The sequence below is a fragment of the Fictibacillus terranigra genome (genome assembly GCF_030412265.1).
GTDB classification, from domain to species: Bacteria; Bacillota; Bacilli; order Bacillales; family Fictibacillaceae; genus Fictibacillus_C; species Fictibacillus_C terrinigri.
Map to the genome: position 1 here is coordinate 250,869 of NZ_JAUHLN010000003.1, position 18,072 is coordinate 268,940.

General features: G+C 44.2%; 21 protein-coding genes. 1 reads left to right on the top strand and 20 read right to left on the bottom strand.

Going from position 1 to position 18,072, the window contains the following annotated elements; genetic code table 11:
• Positions 1 to 37 precede the first annotated feature (37 nt).
• The 9 genes from QYF49_RS16455 to QYF49_RS16495 all read right to left on the bottom strand — a co-directional run bounded on the left by QYF49_RS16455 (position 38) and on the right by QYF49_RS16495 (position 7,614).
• Complete coding sequence (locus QYF49_RS16455) at positions 38 to 310, bottom strand: HU family DNA-binding protein (RefSeq protein WP_290400691.1); 273 nt, start codon at positions 308 to 310, stop codon at positions 38 to 40.
• Between the two features lie 240 nt (positions 311 to 550).
• Positions 551 to 2,029 carry a stage IV sporulation protein A gene (spoIVA, locus tag QYF49_RS16460; protein WP_290400692.1) on the bottom strand — a complete coding sequence of 493 codons (1,479 nt, stop codon included), beginning with the start codon at positions 2,027 to 2,029 and terminating at the stop codon, positions 551 to 553.
• A 293-nt stretch (positions 2,030 to 2,322) separates the two neighbouring features.
• Entirely contained in the window at positions 2,323 to 3,039 is a 717-nt protein-coding gene (locus QYF49_RS16465) for a hypothetical protein (RefSeq protein WP_290400693.1), read from the bottom strand.
• Between the two features lie 13 nt (positions 3,040 to 3,052).
• Complete coding sequence (locus QYF49_RS16470) at positions 3,053 to 3,253, bottom strand: DUF2768 domain-containing protein (RefSeq protein ID WP_290400694.1); 201 nt, start codon at positions 3,251 to 3,253, stop codon at positions 3,053 to 3,055.
• Between the two features lie 310 nt (positions 3,254 to 3,563).
• Entirely contained in the window at positions 3,564 to 3,824 is a 261-nt protein-coding gene (locus QYF49_RS16475) for a stage VI sporulation protein F (RefSeq protein ID WP_290400695.1), read from the bottom strand.
• A 107-nt stretch (positions 3,825 to 3,931) separates the two neighbouring features.
• Complete coding sequence (locus tag QYF49_RS16480) at positions 3,932 to 4,954, bottom strand: NAD(P)H-dependent glycerol-3-phosphate dehydrogenase (protein ID WP_290400696.1); 1,023 nt, start codon at positions 4,952 to 4,954, stop codon at positions 3,932 to 3,934.
• 18 nt (positions 4,955 to 4,972) lie between these two features.
• On the bottom strand, positions 4,973 to 5,560 hold the full coding sequence (gene plsY, locus QYF49_RS16485; RefSeq protein ID WP_290400697.1) for a glycerol-3-phosphate 1-O-acyltransferase PlsY: 588 nt from the start codon (positions 5,558 to 5,560) through the stop codon (positions 4,973 to 4,975).
• Positions 5,561 to 5,569: 9 nt separating this feature from the next.
• On the bottom strand, positions 5,570 to 6,883 hold the full coding sequence (der, locus tag QYF49_RS16490; protein ID WP_290400698.1) for a ribosome biogenesis GTPase Der: 1,314 nt from the start codon (positions 6,881 to 6,883) through the stop codon (positions 5,570 to 5,572).
• 113 nt (positions 6,884 to 6,996) lie between these two features.
• Positions 6,997 to 7,614, bottom strand: a complete 618-nt coding sequence (locus QYF49_RS16495; RefSeq protein WP_290400699.1) for a YphA family membrane protein — start codon at positions 7,612 to 7,614, stop codon at positions 6,997 to 6,999.
• Between the two features lie 91 nt (positions 7,615 to 7,705).
• Here QYF49_RS16495 and QYF49_RS16500 point away from each other — a divergent pair, with 91 nt between their 5' ends.
• Entirely contained in the window at positions 7,706 to 7,846 is a 141-nt protein-coding gene (locus QYF49_RS16500) for a YpzI family protein (protein ID WP_290400700.1), read from the top strand.
• A 37-nt stretch (positions 7,847 to 7,883) separates the two neighbouring features.
• On the opposite strand, the gene rpsA is transcribed toward QYF49_RS16500, so the two are convergent.
• The 11 genes from rpsA to QYF49_RS16555 all read right to left on the bottom strand — a co-directional run bounded on the left by rpsA (position 7,884) and on the right by QYF49_RS16555 (position 18,069).
• Positions 7,884 to 9,029: a 30S ribosomal protein S1 gene (gene rpsA / locus QYF49_RS16505; RefSeq protein WP_290400701.1), complete on the bottom strand. Its 1,146-nt coding sequence runs from the start codon at positions 9,027 to 9,029 to the stop codon at positions 7,884 to 7,886.
• Between the two features lie 74 nt (positions 9,030 to 9,103).
• Positions 9,104 to 9,688, bottom strand: coding sequence for a lysophospholipid acyltransferase family protein (locus QYF49_RS16510; RefSeq protein WP_290400702.1), 585 nt, complete (start codon positions 9,686 to 9,688; stop codon positions 9,104 to 9,106).
• 1 nt (position 9,689) lies between these two features.
• Positions 9,690 to 10,364, bottom strand: coding sequence for a (d)CMP kinase (cmk, locus tag QYF49_RS16515; RefSeq protein WP_290400703.1), 675 nt, complete (start codon positions 10,362 to 10,364; stop codon positions 9,690 to 9,692).
• 121 nt (positions 10,365 to 10,485) lie between these two features.
• On the bottom strand, positions 10,486 to 10,662 hold the full coding sequence (locus QYF49_RS16520) for a DUF5359 family protein (protein ID WP_290400704.1): 177 nt from the start codon (positions 10,660 to 10,662) through the stop codon (positions 10,486 to 10,488).
• 51 nt (positions 10,663 to 10,713) lie between these two features.
• A complete protein-coding gene (locus QYF49_RS16525) occupies positions 10,714 to 11,370 on the bottom strand; it encodes a flagellar brake protein (protein WP_290400705.1) in 657 nt (218 codons plus the stop codon).
• 106 nt (positions 11,371 to 11,476) lie between these two features.
• Entirely contained in the window at positions 11,477 to 12,826 is a 1,350-nt protein-coding gene (gene ypeB, locus QYF49_RS16530; RefSeq protein ID WP_290400706.1) for a germination protein YpeB, read from the bottom strand.
• A 14-nt stretch (positions 12,827 to 12,840) separates the two neighbouring features.
• Positions 12,841 to 13,725 (bottom strand): spore cortex-lytic enzyme, encoded by an 885-nt coding sequence (gene sleB, locus QYF49_RS16535; protein WP_425589598.1) that lies wholly within the window; start codon positions 13,723 to 13,725, stop codon positions 12,841 to 12,843.
• A 131-nt stretch (positions 13,726 to 13,856) separates the two neighbouring features.
• Entirely contained in the window at positions 13,857 to 14,537 is a 681-nt protein-coding gene (gene prsW, locus QYF49_RS16540; RefSeq protein ID WP_290400707.1) for a glutamic-type intramembrane protease PrsW, read from the bottom strand.
• Between the two features lie 96 nt (positions 14,538 to 14,633).
• Entirely contained in the window at positions 14,634 to 15,599 is a 966-nt protein-coding gene (locus tag QYF49_RS16545; RefSeq protein ID WP_290400708.1) for an asparaginase, read from the bottom strand.
• A gap of 90 nt (positions 15,600 to 15,689) precedes the next feature.
• The gene (locus QYF49_RS16550) at positions 15,690 to 16,670 is read right to left on the bottom strand and encodes a YpdA family putative bacillithiol disulfide reductase (protein WP_290400709.1); all 981 of its coding nucleotides are present in this window, start codon (positions 16,668 to 16,670) and stop codon (positions 15,690 to 15,692) included.
• Between the two features lie 118 nt (positions 16,671 to 16,788).
• Entirely contained in the window at positions 16,789 to 18,069 is a 1,281-nt protein-coding gene (locus tag QYF49_RS16555) for a Glu/Leu/Phe/Val family dehydrogenase (protein WP_290400710.1), read from the bottom strand.
• Between the last annotated feature and the right edge of the window lie 3 nt (positions 18,070 to 18,072).

Sequence of the window (18,072 nt, forward strand, 5' to 3'; positions counted from 1 at the left end):
CCGCATAATGCGGTTCTTGCTTGCCCTATGTATAAGCTTATTTTAGAGCATCCTTAAGGGCTTTTCCTGGTTTGAAAGCAGGCACTTTGCTTGCTGCGATTTCGATCTCTTGACCAGTTTGCGGGTTGCGACCCTTACGAGCGGCACGCTCACGAACTTCGAAGTTACCAAAACCGATAAGTTGTACCTTGTTACCTTCTTTAAGAGTTTCAGCGATTGCCTCGAATACTGCATCAACAGCTTTAGTGGCATCCTTTTTAGAAAGTTGAGTTTGTTCAGATACTGCATTTACAAGATCAGTCTTGTTCATTCCATTCACCTCCTCTCAAAGAACACTATCATCTATATATGTTTCTCGGCTGTCTTACTATCATAAAGCGCTGAGCCCTGTTTTATACAGGATTTACTAAATACTTTCGTGACAAGCCTTATATTAAACGATAAGTCATAAGAATTCAATATTTTTATGAGGAAAATAGCGAAAATCCGACTTTTACAGAGCCAATTTGACTTTTTTCAACAAAAAAGACTCCTTTAAAGGAGCCTTTCATTATAAAATAATAGCGATTAAACCTCCAGAACCTTCATTAATTATGCGTTCCAGTGTTTCTTTCAGCTTGTATCTTGCATTCTCCGGCATGAGTGAAATCTTCCCTTGAATGCCTTCTCTTACGATGGAATTGAGGGATCGCCCAAAGATATCTGAGTTCCAGATCGACAGCGGATCTTCCTCAAAATCCTGCATGAGATACCTTACGAGCTCTTCGCTCTGTTTCTCTGTACCGATGATCGGCGCAAACTCTGATTCGACATCTACTTTAATCATATGAATCGATGGTGCTACCGCTTTCAGCCTGACACCAAACCTTGAGCCCTGACGGATAATTTCCGGCTCATCGAGGCTCATATCGGTCAGAGCCGGAGCCGCTATTCCATATCCTGTTTGTTTCACCATCCTTAAGGCGTCAGCGACCTGATCGTACTCCTGCTTGGCATAGGCGAACTCCTGCATCAGCTGCAGCAAGTGGTCTTTCCCCCTGATCTCCACACCGACGACTTCTTTTAATATCTGGTCATACAGGTCATCCGGAGCAAACAAGTCAATTTCGGCAATCCCCTGCCCCATCTCGATGCCTGCGAGACGTGCATCATCGATAAATTCGAAGTCGCTGAAGCTTCCTACGACCCGGTCGACATCTCTAAGCCTTTTAATGTCCTTCACCGTTTCCCTTACCGCTTCTTCGTAGCTTTCCCGCAGCCAATGCTCCTCTCTAAGCACCATGACCCAGCTTGGCAGGTTCACGTTGACTTCAAGAACCGGGAACTCATACAGCACTTCCCTGAGAACATTGTTTATATCATGCTCTGTCATACTCTCAACACTCATGGCGAGAACAGGAATATCATACTTCTCGCAAAGTTCCTTGCGAAGCTGCTCTGTATCTGGATGATGAGGGTGCACAGAGTTCACTACAAGTATAAAAGGTTTGCCGACTTCTTTCAGTTCATCGATCACTCTTTCTTCCGATTCGATATAGTCATATCTTGGAATCTCACCGATCGAGCCGTCAGTAGTGACTACGACACCGAGAGTGGAATGCTCCTGAATGACTTTTCTCGTACCGATCTCAGCCGCTTCATGAAAAGGAATCGGTTCATCATACCATGGTGTATGGATCATTCTCGGGCCGTTCTCATCCTCATAGCCTTTTGCACTCGGCACGGCATAGCCTACACTGTCCACTAGCCGGACATTGACATCCAAACCTTCCCCAACATGGATGCTCACAGCGTTGTTCGGAACAAATTTAGGCTCTGTCGTCATGATGGTCTTCCCTGCTGCACTCTGAGGAAGCTCATCCTGTGCCCGCTGTCGTTCACCATCATTTTGAATGTTAGGCAGCACGACCAGCTCCATAAACCGTTTGATAAAGGTAGATTTCCCTGTGCGAACAGCACCGACTACTCCGAGATAAATGTCTCCTCCTGTCCGTTCAGCGATATCTTTGAAAATATCGATTTTTTCCATTCATTTCCCTCCCGATCCAAATAAGTTCCGGATGCTATTCTTGGACAATACATACTTATGATGTTGTCCCAAAAATATGATAAGGAATGAAAGTTTTTTCATACAAAAATCAGCGATGGACCTCAGTTCGTTGTATAGACCGGGAGAGAAGCACAAACACTTGTGATCTTCCGTGTGCAAACTGTCCAGGTTATCACCATGTCCGTTTTTATATAAAAAACCCTCCTCCTTTTCTATGAATGTATTAAAAAGGAGGAGAGTTCATGCCAATTATTTATGGGTGCCGTGGAAAGTTATTGATCCGTTACCTGAAACTCGGGTTCTCCGTTCTTAACCGTATAAGGAACGGACCGTACTGGAACAAAGAAGGAATTTTTAGTAAGAAGCGTCCGAACATCTTCCCCCTTTTTCACAGGGAGTCCCTTTTTGATGAGCGGATAAAGATCCATGGAATAGTCCACGTGGACTTTTGAATCATTATCAACAATAAATGGCAGGTTCTTTCCGGAGTAAGGGCTGACAGCGTATGGCGCTTCTTTGTAGCCCATCTTTTTGTAATCAAGGGTGTACCTGCCATTGGCCAATATCTTTTGATATGGCGGATATTTATGGGTTCGGACATACTCCTTCAGTCTGGCTTCCAGATCCTGTGCTTTGTTCACGATCACCAGATCTATCAGCCTTACTTTTGGCTTTGTTTCTGCATCAATGAGTACATACTGGAACGTTCCGCCTTTTTCAAACGAATTTCCTGGAGGCTGCTGCATGTACTTTGGGACAAGCCTTCCAAAATCAATCGGGTATTTTTCATAGACGTCTGTTGAGGCGTCTTTGTTTTTGATCGGCAGCACTGACGTCTCTTTATGGTAATCGTCCACCGCAGACTGCACCATGGCAATCTGGTCTTTATAAGGGACCCGGTTTTCACTTTTTTGGCTGTCGGGATACAGACACCCCGTCAGGCTGAAGAGCAGGCAAACTAAAAACGTGAGAGTACATATCTTTTTCATGTTTCTGGCGTACCTATCCTTTCACCGGTCCGCTAAAGACTACGAGTACAATTAAGATGCCTGCTGTAATCATGCAAATATATGCGATAGCTGCCAGTATGTATTTAAAAATCCCTTTTAGTTTTAACCTGCTGATCATGATTGAAAAAACCGCGATAAACATCAATGCGATGGATGAAAGCGCAACCCACATTTTCATTAATCCAGCGTCCATTTATATCCCCCTTTGCATACAGCGTAAATTATAGCATAAAACAAAAGAAATGCGTATGTGCTCATGTTTTGGTCCGACAAACGCTGGAGCAATTCTGGCGGTAGTGTGAAGACGGCTAGGGATGAAAAGAAGATCTCACTTTTCATCTTTCGAGGACCAGGGTGAAATATGATTCAAATTCATCTTTTAAGCTGTAGATGGACACTTCTTTCTTACATCAAAAAAAAGACAGGCCGGTGTCTGATACACCGCCTGCCGAATGACTAAATACACCAATTTGCAGATTGATTGGCTATCCGTTGAAGCATACCTATTTGTTATCGAACATTTTGGATAATGTGCTGAAATCCAGAGGTACATTGTTATTAATAACCGCATTGACAATTTGATCTTCTTTTTGCCTAGAAACAGGGACACCGGCCAAGGAGGCTACCTGGGAGATCAGTCTTCTTAAAGTGCGTTCATCCCGCAGATTTTCATTGCTGACGGTCTGGGCTAGTTTAAAAATATCTTCTTTCTTAACGTTCGTTTTCTTCTCAACTTTATCAAAAAATTGATTGTTCCGATCCATTTTTCGTCCTCCTCCAACAACCTATTCACCATTATCCTATGCGTTAGTCTAATAATCGTGATAGAAATCGGGAAGATAACCGTATGGATGATTCGGACATTTTTTTCCTATAAAAGAGAAGATACGTCTTCCACCTCATGGGTCCTGCTTCTTCTCATCAGCTCATCCACAGCTTCCTTTGCATTCTTTCCGTCAAACAGAACATCGTGAAGAACATTCGTGATCGGCATCTCCACATTTTCTTTCTGAGCGAGCTGATATGCTGCTTTCGTTGTTCTTACCCCTTCAACGACCATCCCCATCTTTTCAAGCACAGCTTCGAGTGCTTCTCCTTTGCCCAGCATGTTTCCGGCCCTCCAGTTTCTGCTGTGGACACTCGTACAAGTAACGATTAAGTCTCCAATTCCGGTCAAACCTGCGAACGTCAGCGGGTTAGCCCCCATCTTCGTTCCCAGTCTGGCGATCTCAGCGAGCCCTCTTGTAATCAGAGCGGCTTTCGCGTTGTCTCCATAGCCAAGACCGTCGGACATGCCCGCCCCAAGGGCGATGATATTCTTCAATGATCCGCCGAGTTCAACGCCCACAATATCTGGATTGGTGTACACCCTGAAATTCTGGTTAATAAACAGATCCTGAACAAATTCCGCTTCCTCAATATCCGATGAGGAAACAGTGACGGTAGTAGGCTGTCTCAGAGAAACTTCCTCCGCATGGCTTGGCCCGGACAATACAACGATGGATTTTCGTTTATCTGCAGGCACTTCCTCCTCAATGATCTCGGATACCCGTTTATACGTTTCCGGTTCGATCCCTTTGCTGGCATGAACGATGGTGACTGGCTGATCTAAATGAGCTGTCAGATCCCCCAGTACCTCTCGAATCGCTTTAGTAGGAGCGACGAGCAGGATCGTTCCAGCTCCTGAGACCGCTTCCTGGAGATCGGTAAAACCCCGAAGCTCTTCAGGAAGTGAAACGCCCGGCAAATATTTTTCATTGGTATGTAGGGAATTAATTTCTTCAATCTGTTTTTGTCTTCTTCCCCATATGCGAACATCGTGTCCGTTATCCGCTAGTACGAGGGCCAGCGCTGTGCCCCAGCTGCCGGCACCGACTACTGCTACTTTTTCCATTGCTAATCCACTCCTTGCTTAATGCCCTATTTTTCTTTCATTTCCTTTTAAAAGTCTGGAGATATTGGTGCGGTGCCTCCATATCGAGAGAACACCGATCAATGAGGCGAATAGCGCCGCCTCCGTAGGTATAGTTTTTAAAATAAACATTAAAACAGGCGTCAAAATCATAAATACGATGGAGCCTAACGAAACAAATCGGGTAGCTGCAATGATCAGAATGACGAAGAATCCCGCTATGAGAGCAGGAATAAACGAAGCCACCACAAAAACACCAATCGTCGTCGCCACCCCTTTTCCGCCCTTGAATCCATAATAGACCGGCCAGTTATGGCCGATGATGGACATTGCGCCCGCCGCAATCGCCGCGGTCATATTGTATTGCATGGCAAGTGCTGCCCACACAGGGATCATTCCTTTCAGCCCGTCCAGCAGGAGCACGCAGATGGCAGGACCCACACCGATCACACGCAGTGTGTTCGTCGCCCCGGCATTACCGCTCCCCAGCTTGCGTATATCACCTTTTTTCATACCTTTAGTGATCATATAGCTGAAACTGATCGAACCTAATAAATAAGCACCGATAAACAACAAGACAATCTGCATGAAGTTCACCTATTCATTTTTTTTGCGGGCAACGATTCTGATCGGAGTGCCAGTAAAGCCAAACGTCTCCCTCACTTTGTTTTCAAGGAACCGGCGGTATGAAAAATGAAGAAGTTCCGGATCATTGACAAAAAGTGCGATGGTAGGCGGCTTGATGGCAACCTGTGTAGCATAATTGATCTTCAGGCGTTTACCGTTGTCCGTCGGTGTAGGGTTCATCGCCACCGCATCCATAATAACATCGTTAAGGACGTTTGTCTGGATACGAAGAGAATGGTTCTCAGCCACTTGGTTGATCAAAGGATAGAGCGTATGAAGCCTTTGTTTTGTTTTTGCGGATACGAAAAGGATCGGAGCATAGCTTAAATACAAGAAATGATCGCGGATCTTCTGTTCAAATTCGCGGAGTGTTTTATCATCTTTTTCAATGGCATCCCATTTATTTACGATAATAATCACGGCTTTGCCTGCTTCATGCGCGAAGCCTGCCACTTTTTTATCCTGCTCGATAATTCCTTCTTCTGCGTTTAGTACAACACAAACGACATCAGCCCGTTCGATGGCCTTTAAAGCACGAAGAACGCTATATTTTTCGGTATGTTCATAGACTTTCCCTCTTTTTCTCATGCCTGCCGTGTCAATGATCGTATATTTCTGGCCTTCACGAGTAAATTCCGAATCGATCGCGTCTCTCGTTGTTCCGGCGATATCGCTGACGATGACACGCTCTTTACCTAATATCGCATTAACGAGCGATGACTTGCCAACGTTTGGACGTCCGATAAGACAGAAACGGATTGTTTCATCATCTTCCTCTTCCTCAGGCTGTTCTGGAAAATGGCTGAATACAGCATCCAGAAGGTCTCCTAAACCAATGCCGTGAGATCCTGATACAGGATAAGGCTCTCCCATTCCAAGAGAATAAAAATCATAGATCAAATCCTTGCGTTCCGGATTATCAATTTTATTTACCCCAAGGACAACCGGTTTCTTTGACCGATATAGGAGTTTTGCGACTTCTTCATCAGCTGCTGTCACCCCTTCTTTTCCATCCGCAAGAAAAAGGATCACATCGGCTTCATCGATAGCGACCTCTGCCTGCTGCCTCATGAGATGCAATAGAGGTTCATCACCGATTTCGATTCCACCGGTATCAATTATATTAAATTCACGGTTCAGCCATTCAGCTGAACTATAGATTCTGTCCCTTGTCACACCCGGCATATCTTCCACGATAGAAACCCGGTCTCCGACAATACGGTTAAATATTGTGGACTTTCCCACATTCGGTCTTCCGACGATGGCCAAAACTGGCTTTTGCATGTCGACACATCCTTTTAACTTAATAGTCCCAAAAAAGAAAACCCTTCCGCAATGAAGGGCCTAGAGATAGCTAATTAATTTTAGCAGATAAAAGTATAACCTACAACTCTCATTCAGCGCGCCCTCACCCTAGATACCCGTTTTATCATTTTTCCCTTCCCTGCTTCAGCAGACAAGAAGTGCCCGAACTGCTGCACGCCCCTCGAGACAAAGCATAAAGCCAGCGACAAGGTCACAACATCAAGGAAATTAAGGCTTCCGAGCTCGATGCCCGATGTTAATTTTTGAATTACCAGATGATAGAGAGCCTCTCCCACGCAGAATCCGCCTGCCAGCACGAGCGGGCGATAATGAGAATCCTTGATCAGCATCAGAGAAAAAACAAAAAGGGCGCCGGCCAGCAGCCATTTCACTTGGACGACGATCCAGACTGGATCATACATCGAGAACAGCAGCATTGCATTATAGGAAAGGGCAATAAGAAATGTGCAGAAAACATAATACAGCACCATCTTAAACGGTAATCTTAAAATCCAAAGATAACAGCTTAAAGCTAAAATCAGAAATGAACAATGAATGCTTAAACGCCCCGTGTCCAATACGAGCCCATGCGTGATCAGCAAAATCAGAAGCAATGCTGAATAGACAGTCCTCCGAGGCGCTGCTTTCATCAAAAAAGTGCTGTAGGCCCAGCCGATCCATGCAAACCAATAAAAGAAAATACCCTCCAACCTGCTCTCCTCCTCTACCACCATTATGGCTCAATCGCATAAAACCTAATCAAGCAGTCATAATAAAAGCAAATAGAAAGGAGGCAGCATCATGGGAAAAGACCGCCAGGAAAAAAAACTTCGTGAATCACACCGGGTAGAATCCGACCGTGACCAGAGCCTGAAATACGCTGGGGCAACATCACTCGAAGGCCCTGAAGAAGCGAGAAGAAGAAATAACCAGAAAAGCTAAGAACAAAAAAGAACTCCTAAACGGAGTTCTTTTAATCTTACTCTTTATTTAAACCTTTAAGCTTATCGCCGATCATATCAGCAAGCGAGAATCCTTTTTCTTCTTTCGGGAAGTTCTCACGGATGTTCTGCTGTTCTTTAGCTTCTTGTGCAGCGCGGATGCTAAGTGAAATTCTTTTTTCTTTCCTGTCAATATCCAGCACTTTTACTGTCACTTTCTCGCCTTCAGACAGCACTTCTCCAGGATTTCCAATATGGCGGTTGCTGATTTCGGAGATATGCACAAGCCCTTCAACACCCTGTGCCACCTCAACAAAAGCACCGAAGGAAACAAGGCGCTTCACCGTCCCCTGGATGACTTTGCCTGGTGCAAGACCCGCTTCAAGGCTTTCCCAAGGTCCCGGCTGAGTCTCTTTAATGGAGAGTGAGACACGTTCGTTATCCCGGTCGACAGAAAGGACTTTCACTTTTACAGCCTCCCCTTCTGAGACGACTTCTGAAGGATTATCCACACGTTTATGGGATAGCTGGGAAATATGGACAAGGCCGTCTAGCCCGCCGATATCAACAAACGCACCGAAATCTGTTAAACGCTGGACAGTGCCATCGAGCACCTGGCCAGCTTCCAGATTGTTCAGCAGCTCCTGCTTTCGTTGAGATTCCTGATCCTCCTCTACCGCCCGATGGGAGAGGATCACTCGGTTTTTCTCTTCATCCAGCTCAACAATTTTCACCGTTAATGTTCGGTTTTTATAGTCGCTGAAGTCTTCAATAAACCTTTTTTCGACCATGGATGCGGGAATGAAGCCGCGCACTCCAAGATCCACGACCAAACCGCCTTTTACCACCTCATGAACGGTCACTTCAAACGTTTCGTTCTGGTCAAACTTTTGCTTTAGCTCTTCCCACGACTTGACCGTGTCCACCGCCTTTTTGGAAACGGTGAGCTGATCTTCTGTAAGAGACGTGACTTTTACTGTCACTCTGTCTCCTTCGGTCAGAAAATCTGATGCTTTTTCAACAAAAACATTGGAAATCTCGTTCACAGGCAATACAGCATCCTGCTTATAGCCCACATCTATAATGGCCAGCTTATCTTCAACCTTTAGGACAGTCCCTTCTACCACATTTCCAACTTCCAGCACTTTTGTTTCTTCTAAACTTGTGTTCAACTCATCAGCCATACCACAATGCCTCCTCAATTTCGTATAAGTATATATTTCAACCTTCTATATGAAGGAAGTATACAGTATTCCTTTTACGATACAGATTCCTTTAGAAGCTTTTCTATATTTAACATTATAAGGTTTGTTGCGTCTTTTGCGGAAGCTTTTTGCACTCTCATTTCTGTAAAATCAATCGGCTTTCCGAAACTAACAGTGATTTTTTTGCCGCGTTTATACTCACCTTTGATCGCACATGGCACGACAGCAGCTTCTGATTTCAGTGCAAAAAAACCTGCTCCCGCCAGCCCCTGGCCTAATTCGCCTGTTTTGCTTCTCGTACCCTCTGGAAATAATCCAAGAACTTTTCCTTCTTTCAGTATGCCGAGTCCATTCCTTAACGCCTGTTTATCGCTCATACCGCGTTTAACAGGAAAAGCATTAATCATTGGCAGGATCGTCTTTAGGACAGGCATGCTGAAAAGTTCTGCTTTTGCCATAAAATGAACGTCTCTTGGTGCGGCCACTCCGACAAGCGGAGGATCAAAATTATTAATATGATTGCTGCATAACAGGATTCCGCCCTCGGCAGGCACATTTTCAATCCCTTGAATTTCTATTCTGTACATGCTTTTCAAAAAAGCACTGCACACCGCTTTACCGAATTTGTAAAGGTTCAATTTATCCAGCCCTTTCACTCACCAAATGAAGAATTTCATTAACAACATCTTGAATGGACATTGATGTGGTGTCAAGCTCTATCGCGTCATCCGCCTTTTTCAATGGAGCAAACTCACGTTCTGAATCACGTTTATCTCGGAGACTGATCTCTTCCTTCAATTTCTCTAGATCCGCTTCAAATCCTTTGCTTGTATTTTCATCGAATCTTCTTCTTGCACGCTCTTCTACAGATGCGATCAGAAATACTTTCAGTTCTGCATCTGGCATGACATGAGTCCCTATGTCCCGGCCGTCCATCACGACACCGCCCGCACTTGCCAGCTCCTGCTGGCGTCTGACCATCTCTTCTCTTACCTGTTGAGGTGCTGCGACAAAAGACACATTATTCGTGACTTCCGAGCTTCTGATCTCTTTGGAGACATCGTTTCCGTCAAGGATGACAGCCTGGCCGTTCTCTGTAATCTCTAATTCTATATTTGTATCTTTAAGAAGAGATTGCAGGATCCTGCCGTCATGTAAATCAGACTTTGAAGACAGGGCTTTATAGGTTAATGCCCGGTACATGGCACCCGTGTCTATGTATATATAAGAAAGCTTGTCCGCGACCAATTTGGCAACTGTACTTTTGCCGGCTCCTGCCGGGCCGTCAATGGCGATCTTTAGTTTCTTGTTCATGTTTCCTCCTGCATACACAAAAATCTTTTATTGAAACCATACGAATAAAAGCAGGTATACACCCTGCTTTTTTAACGTATTCGTAGGCCACATTCCGCCATTAACTATACCATAAACCCAACTAGCGGTCTATGGTTTCCATCGTGCCTGAGCTCTTGCCTTTTATGACGCCTTCATAATAAATGCTTTTGTTTACGTTCCGTTTCCATGTTTCATGTGTAAGTATCCATTGAGAGAGAATAAGAAAAACAAAATGGATAATGGCGAGCTTTAAGAGCAGGCTTTCAATTTTTTTCACGCCGATCAGCCTCCTGATACTTGAAACTAATATGTCCAAGCATCATCGGATCTATTCGTTCAACAACTTCTTTTTCTCGGCAAGCTGCTGCTCAAAACAGTAGCGTACAAGATTTTGCTGCGCGGCTTCACCAATGCTGCTAAAGTGCACAGACACCTTTTCTTTGCCGTTGTGCTCAAGGATGCGCAGCACATTGCATTCTGCCCTGAGGCAATGAACAGTACCTGAATTCATCGGGAGTATGACCCCGCAGATGATCCTCATGCCTTCCTTTAACGGATGTCCGGCAGGTAAAGCCATTCGCAAACCGCCAGCACTGATGTCCGAGGTGACTGAAGTAAACGGTATGAACACAGTATCTGACGGGTGCACAGCGATATCCAGCATGGTCTCAATGCGAATAAATTGGCGCCTCTGGAGCTTTACTAAAGATTTTTCATCCGGATGCTGGATCGCTAAGAGTGGGATACGGTCAATTTTTCGTCCGCTCAGCTCGGTTTGAAACATATATACATTTTGATCTTGATGGTAGAATGTCGCTTTGAACGCTGTACCATTCACAAAAAACTCTGTTTTTCCTGTTATTTCATTGATCGGATAATCAATGTAGATCTGGTCATCAGACAGTTCCATCACTTTGCATTTATAGCGTATTTCCTGTCTTGAAACTGCCGGCTCCAAAATTAGCGAGTCACCTATAGCAAACAACACAATCCCCCATTATAAGACTATTTTACCATTTATTATGCCATAGTTCCCAAAAAGCACAAGTGCATAAAAAAAAGGAAAGCAGCGAAGCTTTCCTTTTACCAACTTACATGGAGCTGTAATCCGGTTCTCCTTCTTTTAATTTCTTCACTTGCTCTTCATCTCCGTTTTCCGCACTGACATAGATCACGTACGTTTCATCTCCAAGTACTCCTAAAAACTCATAGCAATAGATCTCCTGCTGAACATCATTCTTGATGATAGCCATGTGTTTTTCCATCATTTTGAACTTCGGATTAAGCTTCGTTCTCGCCTGCTTTTCACTGACTTTTGCAGGCGGGATGGTCCGTTCATGATGGGAAGTTAAGAAATCGGTCCCCTGGTACCCCATAATATCTCCATTATCCAGTGCCACTTTAACAGAGACACTGTCCGGATAGATTCTTACACCATCTTGAACATTTACGAAAGTGAAGACACCGATGTTATCGTACTGATTAGCTGAGACAACTTCCATTTTACTCTTCATGTGAAGGTTAAGGAACGAAACGGCTTGTTTCTGAGCCTCATTCAGGCTGATCTTCTGGGCGGCTACTTTTCGGTCTTGCAGCACCCATAATGGATAACCGCCTTTTTTTGTAACATCCATGTAGGTTGTTGCTTTTGTTTCCGGATTGTACATGGTGAGGGAATACGCTTTATATTCTGAGCCTTTACCCGTTTCTTTTACGCTTATTCTTACGTTTTTCTTGAGCTGGAAGAACTTGATCGCGAGTTTTTTTGCATCCTCTCTAGAGATATTTTCTCCCTTCAGTTTGGATACGTTCCGTTTTTTAGCGTTGTGGATATTTGTTACTTCCGGGCCAAAATCTGTCTGTGAATAACCTTCAGAAGATTTATCTACCGTTTTAAAACCATCGATGATCGTATTGTCGTCAGGCTGTTTGTTGTTTGCAAGCGCCATCTCAACATCCATCCAGCGAAGGTTCTTTTTTGAAGCGAGTGCTTCTGTCTTGCGAAGTTCATTTTGAATTTCTGACGAGTTGACATAAAGACTTTTTAGTGTTGAATATTCTTTATCCGACAGCGGCTTCTTCTCAAGATCTCTCAATGAGACACGGTAGCTGAAATCACCCATTTTCGTTAAGAAATCTTCTGTCTTGTTAAACGGGAGTAAAGAAAGCGGCAATTGTCCGACGTTGTTATGGGCTTCCGAAGTGAGCCTCCATACTTGAGAGAGAGTTGGAGACAACTGGCGTCTAGAGTTCATAGCCAGAGTCTCCCCGATCTTATCATGCAGGGCGTCAACATTAAAGTTTAAATCATGAAAGGCACGCTGATAGTTGTTTTCCGCCTGAATGAGGATGGCGTTCTTTTTCTGGTGTTCACTATATCCCCAATACCCCGTACCTGCTATAGCTACTACTAATAAAGCGATTAATACTGTCCGTATCAAGGAAATCACCTCCGTTATTTGGTATAGATGTGCTTACCAATTTTTTTGATTTGAGGCCTTGTCCAAATCCAGCCGGATGTTGCTGTATCAGGATTAAAATAATAAAGCGCTTCCCCGGTAGGATCCCATCCGTTTAAAGCATCCATGACCGCTTTTTTCGCTTGTTGATTCGGCGTCAGGTAAATTTGTCCGTCTGCAACGGCCGTGAACGCTCCTGGTTCAAAAATAACCCCGGATACAGTGTTGGGAAACTCTGGGTTTTCCACCCTGTTGATGATCACCGCGGCTACCGCGACCTGGCCGATATAAGGCTCTCCACGAGATTCACCATAAACAGCGTTCGCCATCAAATTTATATCATTTTGAGAATACCCATCCGGAATGTTTTTGCCGGGTCTCGGCTTGCTGACTTTGGCAGCCTGCTTTTGGCCCGGCTTTGCCGGTGCTGCATTTTTCCCTGGTGCGGCGGGCTGCTGTGCAGCCTTCCTTCCAGCATTTTTCTTCACTTGCTTTTCTTTTGGAACTCCGCCGTAAGTAGTAAATTTATTGCCTTTGCGAATTTGTTTATGAACCCATCCATAATCAAATTTCGACTGGTCCGCCAGCTTCTTCTTCGTTGTAAATCCAGCGAGTCCATCGACCTTTAACCTGTTTTCATACTGAAAATTACGAAGAGCCCAGTATGTTCTCCAGCTGAAGACACCGTCTATTGGACCATTGTAGAACCCGATATATTGCAGCCTCGACTGCAGCTCAACTACATCTTCACCTGTTGCACCCTTTTGAATGACCTGGGGAGTAAAGGCATGGGTCGTTTCCGGAGTATATCCGGCCATAATACATGTCATAGCAACTAAAAAAAACAGCGTCCGTCTAATGTAACGCATTGGTTTTTTCATGAGAAAGTGCCTCCTGTGAAATATTCTCAGCTTTGTATGATAAAAGTAGCTTTTGTAAATCTGAGCATTTTATGCAATGAATTGCTGAAGAATTAGACAAGAAAAAACCCGGAGCTTTAAATTCTCCGGGTTTAGGATCCTACATTTTTCTGCCGTGTCATCCAGGCTGTTTTATGGGCATTGGCGAGCTTCACTTTTTTCAATCCCAGCCACCAAAGGAACAGCATAAAAGGCAGCATGGCGATAAGAAAATCCTTTTCGAAAACAAGTAATATCCAATTGTAGATGGCATGCAATACAAACGGTATAAGAAAGGAAAGGGTTAAGAACATTTTTCTCTTCTTACCAGAAGAAAACTTAGCCTTCCCAAAATAATACCCGCTGATCACACCGAACAGGGCATGGCTGGAAACGGGCATCAATGCTCTGCCGAACGCTTCAGTCAGTCCATGCACGTACAGGTATAAAATATTCTCCATTGAAGCGAATCCAAGGGATAAAGCCACGGCATAGACGATCCCGTCATATGGCTCATTGAACTCCGCATGCTGATAGGCACAATAAAAAACTAGAAACCACTTTAAGAATTCTTCGAGAAGAGCAGACAGAAAAAAGCCCTCTGTAAAAGAAGAAACCATTATTTCTTCTTTAAATCCGAATTGGATAACCATAATGGGAAAAACGAGCAAAGCTCCAAAAATATATAATCGAATGACCATAGAAACAGGCTCAGTTTCATATTTATCTTTTAAATAGAAGAAAGCAAGCAGGGCGACAGCAGGAGCAACCCCTGCCGAAATAATTCCAATCATAGAAGCCCTCTTTTCAGCTGTTTTTTACAATCGTATCATGGAACACATAGAATGGAAACCGTTAGCTGATGTTTATGAAGAAATTGTAACATCTGCCTAGAAAATCGTCTGTATGCGGTCTCCCTCTCCTGCAGCCAGAAGTACGGCAAGCCGGATTCTGGCCTTCTTGCTGTCATAATCCTTGCCCAATATCACTCCATGTTCAGCAAGATCAAACGTACTTCCGAGATAATCATAGGTCGGATAGACTTGGCCTTCTTCAGAACTGGTCGTAATGACAACCTTAATACCTGCTGCAACAGCTTCAATAATGGATTCCATCATCAATGGGGCAACCTGTCCCCTTCCAGCACCCTCAAGGACAATCCCCTGAACTCCGCTGTCCATGGCGGCTTTCACAAATTTTCCGTCCGCACCGATGTAACACTTGATGATGTCAACAGCAGGCACTTCTTGTACTGCCGTATAAAATTCTCTTCCAATAGGCTTTTGATAAGCTACCACCTTATCATTGTCAATGATCCCCAAGTAACCAAATCCGAACGAATTAAATCCCTGCAGGTTGGATGCATGGACTTTTTTTACATACCTTGCTGTAAAGATCCGCTCGTTAAAAACAACCACCGTTCCGGAACCTTTTAAATTGGGATCGCAAGCGGTATAGATGGCATGCCTCATATTCGTATACGAGTCACTGCCGATCTCGCCGGGCGAACGCTGTGACCCGGTTACAACCACTGTCCTGGGATCAGCAATGGTGAGATCAAGAAAATATGCGGTTTCCTCAATACTGTCCGTTCCGTGGGTGATGACTACTCCATCATAAGCGGAATCTTCATACAAGTTTTCAATCGCTTCTTTAAGCACGTTTAAATGTTCAAAGGTCATGTGCATACTTGGCACTTGGAACAGTGAAAAGATATTCACTTCAATATCGTTCGGGAGTTCAATCATTGCAGCCAGCTCTTCTCCCGTTAAAGCCCCTGATGACAGCAGTCCTGTCGTTTCATTCGGCTTACTGGCAATCGTTCCTCCGGTTGTGATCAACGCTACTTTTTTCATATGTAAACACCTCCTCAGTATCATAACACATGCTATTCGCTACAAAAACATCCATTCTTAACGAAGCACAAACAAAAAAACAGCCCGGTTCTAAAGAAGCGAGGCTGCCAGCGTTTCGGCGATCAAACCGCCATGGAATCTTCCGTTCTCAATAAAAATTTCATTGGCATTGTTTCCCGCCGCAATCACACCGCAGATAAACACATTTTTCACATTGGTTTCCATCGATTCAGGATTGTAGGCCGGCCGACCGGATTCATGGTCAATAAGAATCCCAATTTTCTTTAGGAAATCATGGTCGGGATGATATCCGGTCATCGCAAACACAAAATCCGCTTTTACGGTTTCTCTGTTTCCTTTTTTATCAAAAATAACTGTATTTTTTCCGATCTCAAGAACATTTGATTGAAAATGCATCGAGATTTTCCCGCTGTTCACATGGGAAACAAACTCAGGCAGCACCCATGGTTTCACACTTTTTGAATAATCTTCTCCCCGATAAAGAACCGTCACTCTAGCACCCGCTTTTTGAAGCTCGAGAGCTGTATCGACTGCTGAATTTTTTCCTCCGATGACCGTTACATCTTTATTATAGTAAGGATGGCCTTCTTTAAAATAATGAAACACATGGTTCTGATCCTCCCCTGGGATGTTCATATAGGCAGGATTATCATAATATCCGGTTGCAATAACAACAGCCTTCGCTTCATACTCATATATATCGTCCTTCGCCGTTTTAGTTCGGATATAATAGGTTGTATTGTTCTTTTTTTGAACTTCTGTTACTTTCTCAAAGGTACGGATATTCAGTTGTTTTCGTTTGGCCACCTCGCGATAGTAGGTCAGGGCATGAATTCTTCTCGGTTTCCTTTCCTCATTCACAAAAGGCACATTACCGATCTCGAGCTTTTCACTTGTGCTGAAAAATGTTTGATGGGTCGGATAGTTATAGATCGACTCCACAATGTTTCCCTTTTCAATCACCACATAGGATAGCCCTTTCTCTTTCACGGAGATGGCTGCGGATAAACCGCATGGACCCCCGCCGATAATACACACATCGTACTTCATTTCTCCACTCTCCTGGTTTCACTAATCTATCGAATTAATCTTTTTTAAGCTCACCCAAAAACAATAAAAAATTCCCTATCCATTAATGATAGGGAATTTTTTCGCCTTTTGCAAAGTATTAAATCCAGCCCCTGAATCGAGAAGCTTCAGCCATTTTTCGCACGCCCACCATATAAGCAGCGAGACGCATGTTTACCTTTCGGTTCGTTGAAGTTGTGTAAACGTTATTAAAAGACTTCACCATAACGCTTTCAAGTTTCTCTTCCACTTCTTCTTCTGTCCAATAATACCCCTGGTTGTTCTGTACCCACTCAAAATAAGATACCGTTACTCCGCCAGCACTTGCCAAAACATCTGGAACGAGAAGAATGCCACGCTCGGTTAGAATTTTTGTTCCTTCAAGTGTTGTTGGGCCGTTGGCGGCTTCAACTACGATTGAAGCTTTAATATTATGAGCATTTTCTGCAGTGATCTGGTTTTCTATCGCTGCCGGAACAAGAATGTCGCAATCGAGTTCTAAAAGCTCTTTGTTGGAGATGGTATCTTTGAATAATTTAGTTACGGTACCAAAGCTGTCTCGTCTTTCAAGCAGATAGTCAATGTCAAGGCCATCAGGATCATGCAATGCACCATAAGCATCCGAGATTCCGATAACCTTTGCACCTGAATCATGCATAAATTTCGCTAAGAAGCTTCCTGCGTTACCGAATCCTTGGATAACGACTCTTGCACCCTCAAGTTGGAACCCGCGTTTTGCAGCCGCTTCACGAATGCAAATGGTTACACCCTTTGCTGTAGCAGTTTCTCTGCCGTGAGAACCGCCGAGAACCAATGGCTTGCCTGTGATGAAACCCGGAGAATCAAACTCTCTGATTCGGCTGTATTCATCCATCATCCATGCCATGATTTGTGAATTGGTAAATACGTCTGGCGCTGGAATATCCTTTGTAGGTCCAACGAGTTGGCTGATCGCTCGGACATAGCCGCGGCTCAGGCGCTCCAGTTCACGGAACGACATGTTGCGGGGATCACAAATGATTCCGCCTTTTCCGCCACCGTAGGGAAGATCTACAATTCCCGCCTTCAAGCTCATCCAAATCGAAAGTGCTTTCACTTCTGTCTCTGTTACGCTTGGGTGGAACCGTACTCCCCCTTTAGTCGGTCCGACAGAGTCGTTATGCTGTGAACGGTATCCCGTGAAAATTTTAGTAGAGCCGTCATCCATCTTCACTGGAATGCGGACTGTCAGCATCCGGATCGGTTCTTTAAGAAGTTCATATACTTCTTCTGGGTACCCTAATTTATCAAGTGCTTCGCCAATCACCGACTGTGTTGCGGTAAGCACGTTGTTATTTTCATGGTTATCTGATTTGTGATCTGCTGCGTTTTGGGCAGTCATTTG

Excerpts from the sequence above, each read along its gene's own strand:
- prsW (WP_290400707.1), bottom strand. The coding sequence starts at position 14,537 with ATGATTGGAATTATTTCGGCAGGGGTTGCTCCTGCTGTCGCCCTGCTT.
- QYF49_RS16470 (WP_290400694.1), bottom strand. The coding sequence starts at position 3,253 with ATGGACGCTGGATTAATGAAAATGTGGGTTGCGCTTTCATCCATCGCA.
- QYF49_RS16455 (WP_290400691.1), bottom strand. The coding sequence starts at position 310 with ATGAACAAGACTGATCTTGTAAATGCAGTATCTGAACAAACTCAACTT.
- cmk (WP_290400703.1), bottom strand. The coding sequence starts at position 10,364 with ATGAACAAGAAACTAAAGATCGCCATTGACGGCCCGGCAGGAGCCGGC.
- QYF49_RS16465 (WP_290400693.1), bottom strand. The coding sequence starts at position 3,039 with ATGAAAAAGATATGTACTCTCACGTTTTTAGTTTGCCTGCTCTTCAGC.
- QYF49_RS16545 (WP_290400708.1), bottom strand. The coding sequence starts at position 15,599 with ATGAAAAAAGTAGCGTTGATCACAACCGGAGGAACGATTGCCAGTAAG.
- QYF49_RS16475 (WP_290400695.1), bottom strand. The coding sequence starts at position 3,824 with ATGGATCGGAACAATCAATTTTTTGATAAAGTTGAGAAGAAAACGAAC.
- QYF49_RS16500 (WP_290400700.1), top strand. The coding sequence starts at position 7,706 with ATGGGAAAAGACCGCCAGGAAAAAAAACTTCGTGAATCACACCGGGTA.
- der (WP_290400698.1), bottom strand. The coding sequence starts at position 6,883 with ATGCAAAAGCCAGTTTTGGCCATCGTCGGAAGACCGAATGTGGGAAAG.
- QYF49_RS16550 (WP_290400709.1), bottom strand. The coding sequence starts at position 16,670 with ATGAAGTACGATGTGTGTATTATCGGCGGGGGTCCATGCGGTTTATCC.
- spoIVA (WP_290400692.1), bottom strand. The coding sequence starts at position 2,029 with ATGGAAAAAATCGATATTTTCAAAGATATCGCTGAACGGACAGGAGGA.
- sleB (WP_425589598.1), bottom strand. The coding sequence starts at position 13,725 with ATGAAAAAACCAATGCGTTACATTAGACGGACGCTGTTTTTTTTAGTT.
- QYF49_RS16480 (WP_290400696.1), bottom strand. The coding sequence starts at position 4,954 with ATGGAAAAAGTAGCAGTAGTCGGTGCCGGCAGCTGGGGCACAGCGCTG.
- rpsA (WP_290400701.1), bottom strand. The coding sequence starts at position 9,029 with ATGGCTGATGAGTTGAACACAAGTTTAGAAGAAACAAAAGTGCTGGAA.
- QYF49_RS16555 (WP_290400710.1), bottom strand. The coding sequence starts at position 18,069 with ATGACTGCCCAAAACGCAGCAGATCACAAATCAGATAACCATGAAAAT.
- plsY (WP_290400697.1), bottom strand. The coding sequence starts at position 5,560 with ATGCAGATTGTCTTGTTGTTTATCGGTGCTTATTTATTAGGTTCGATC.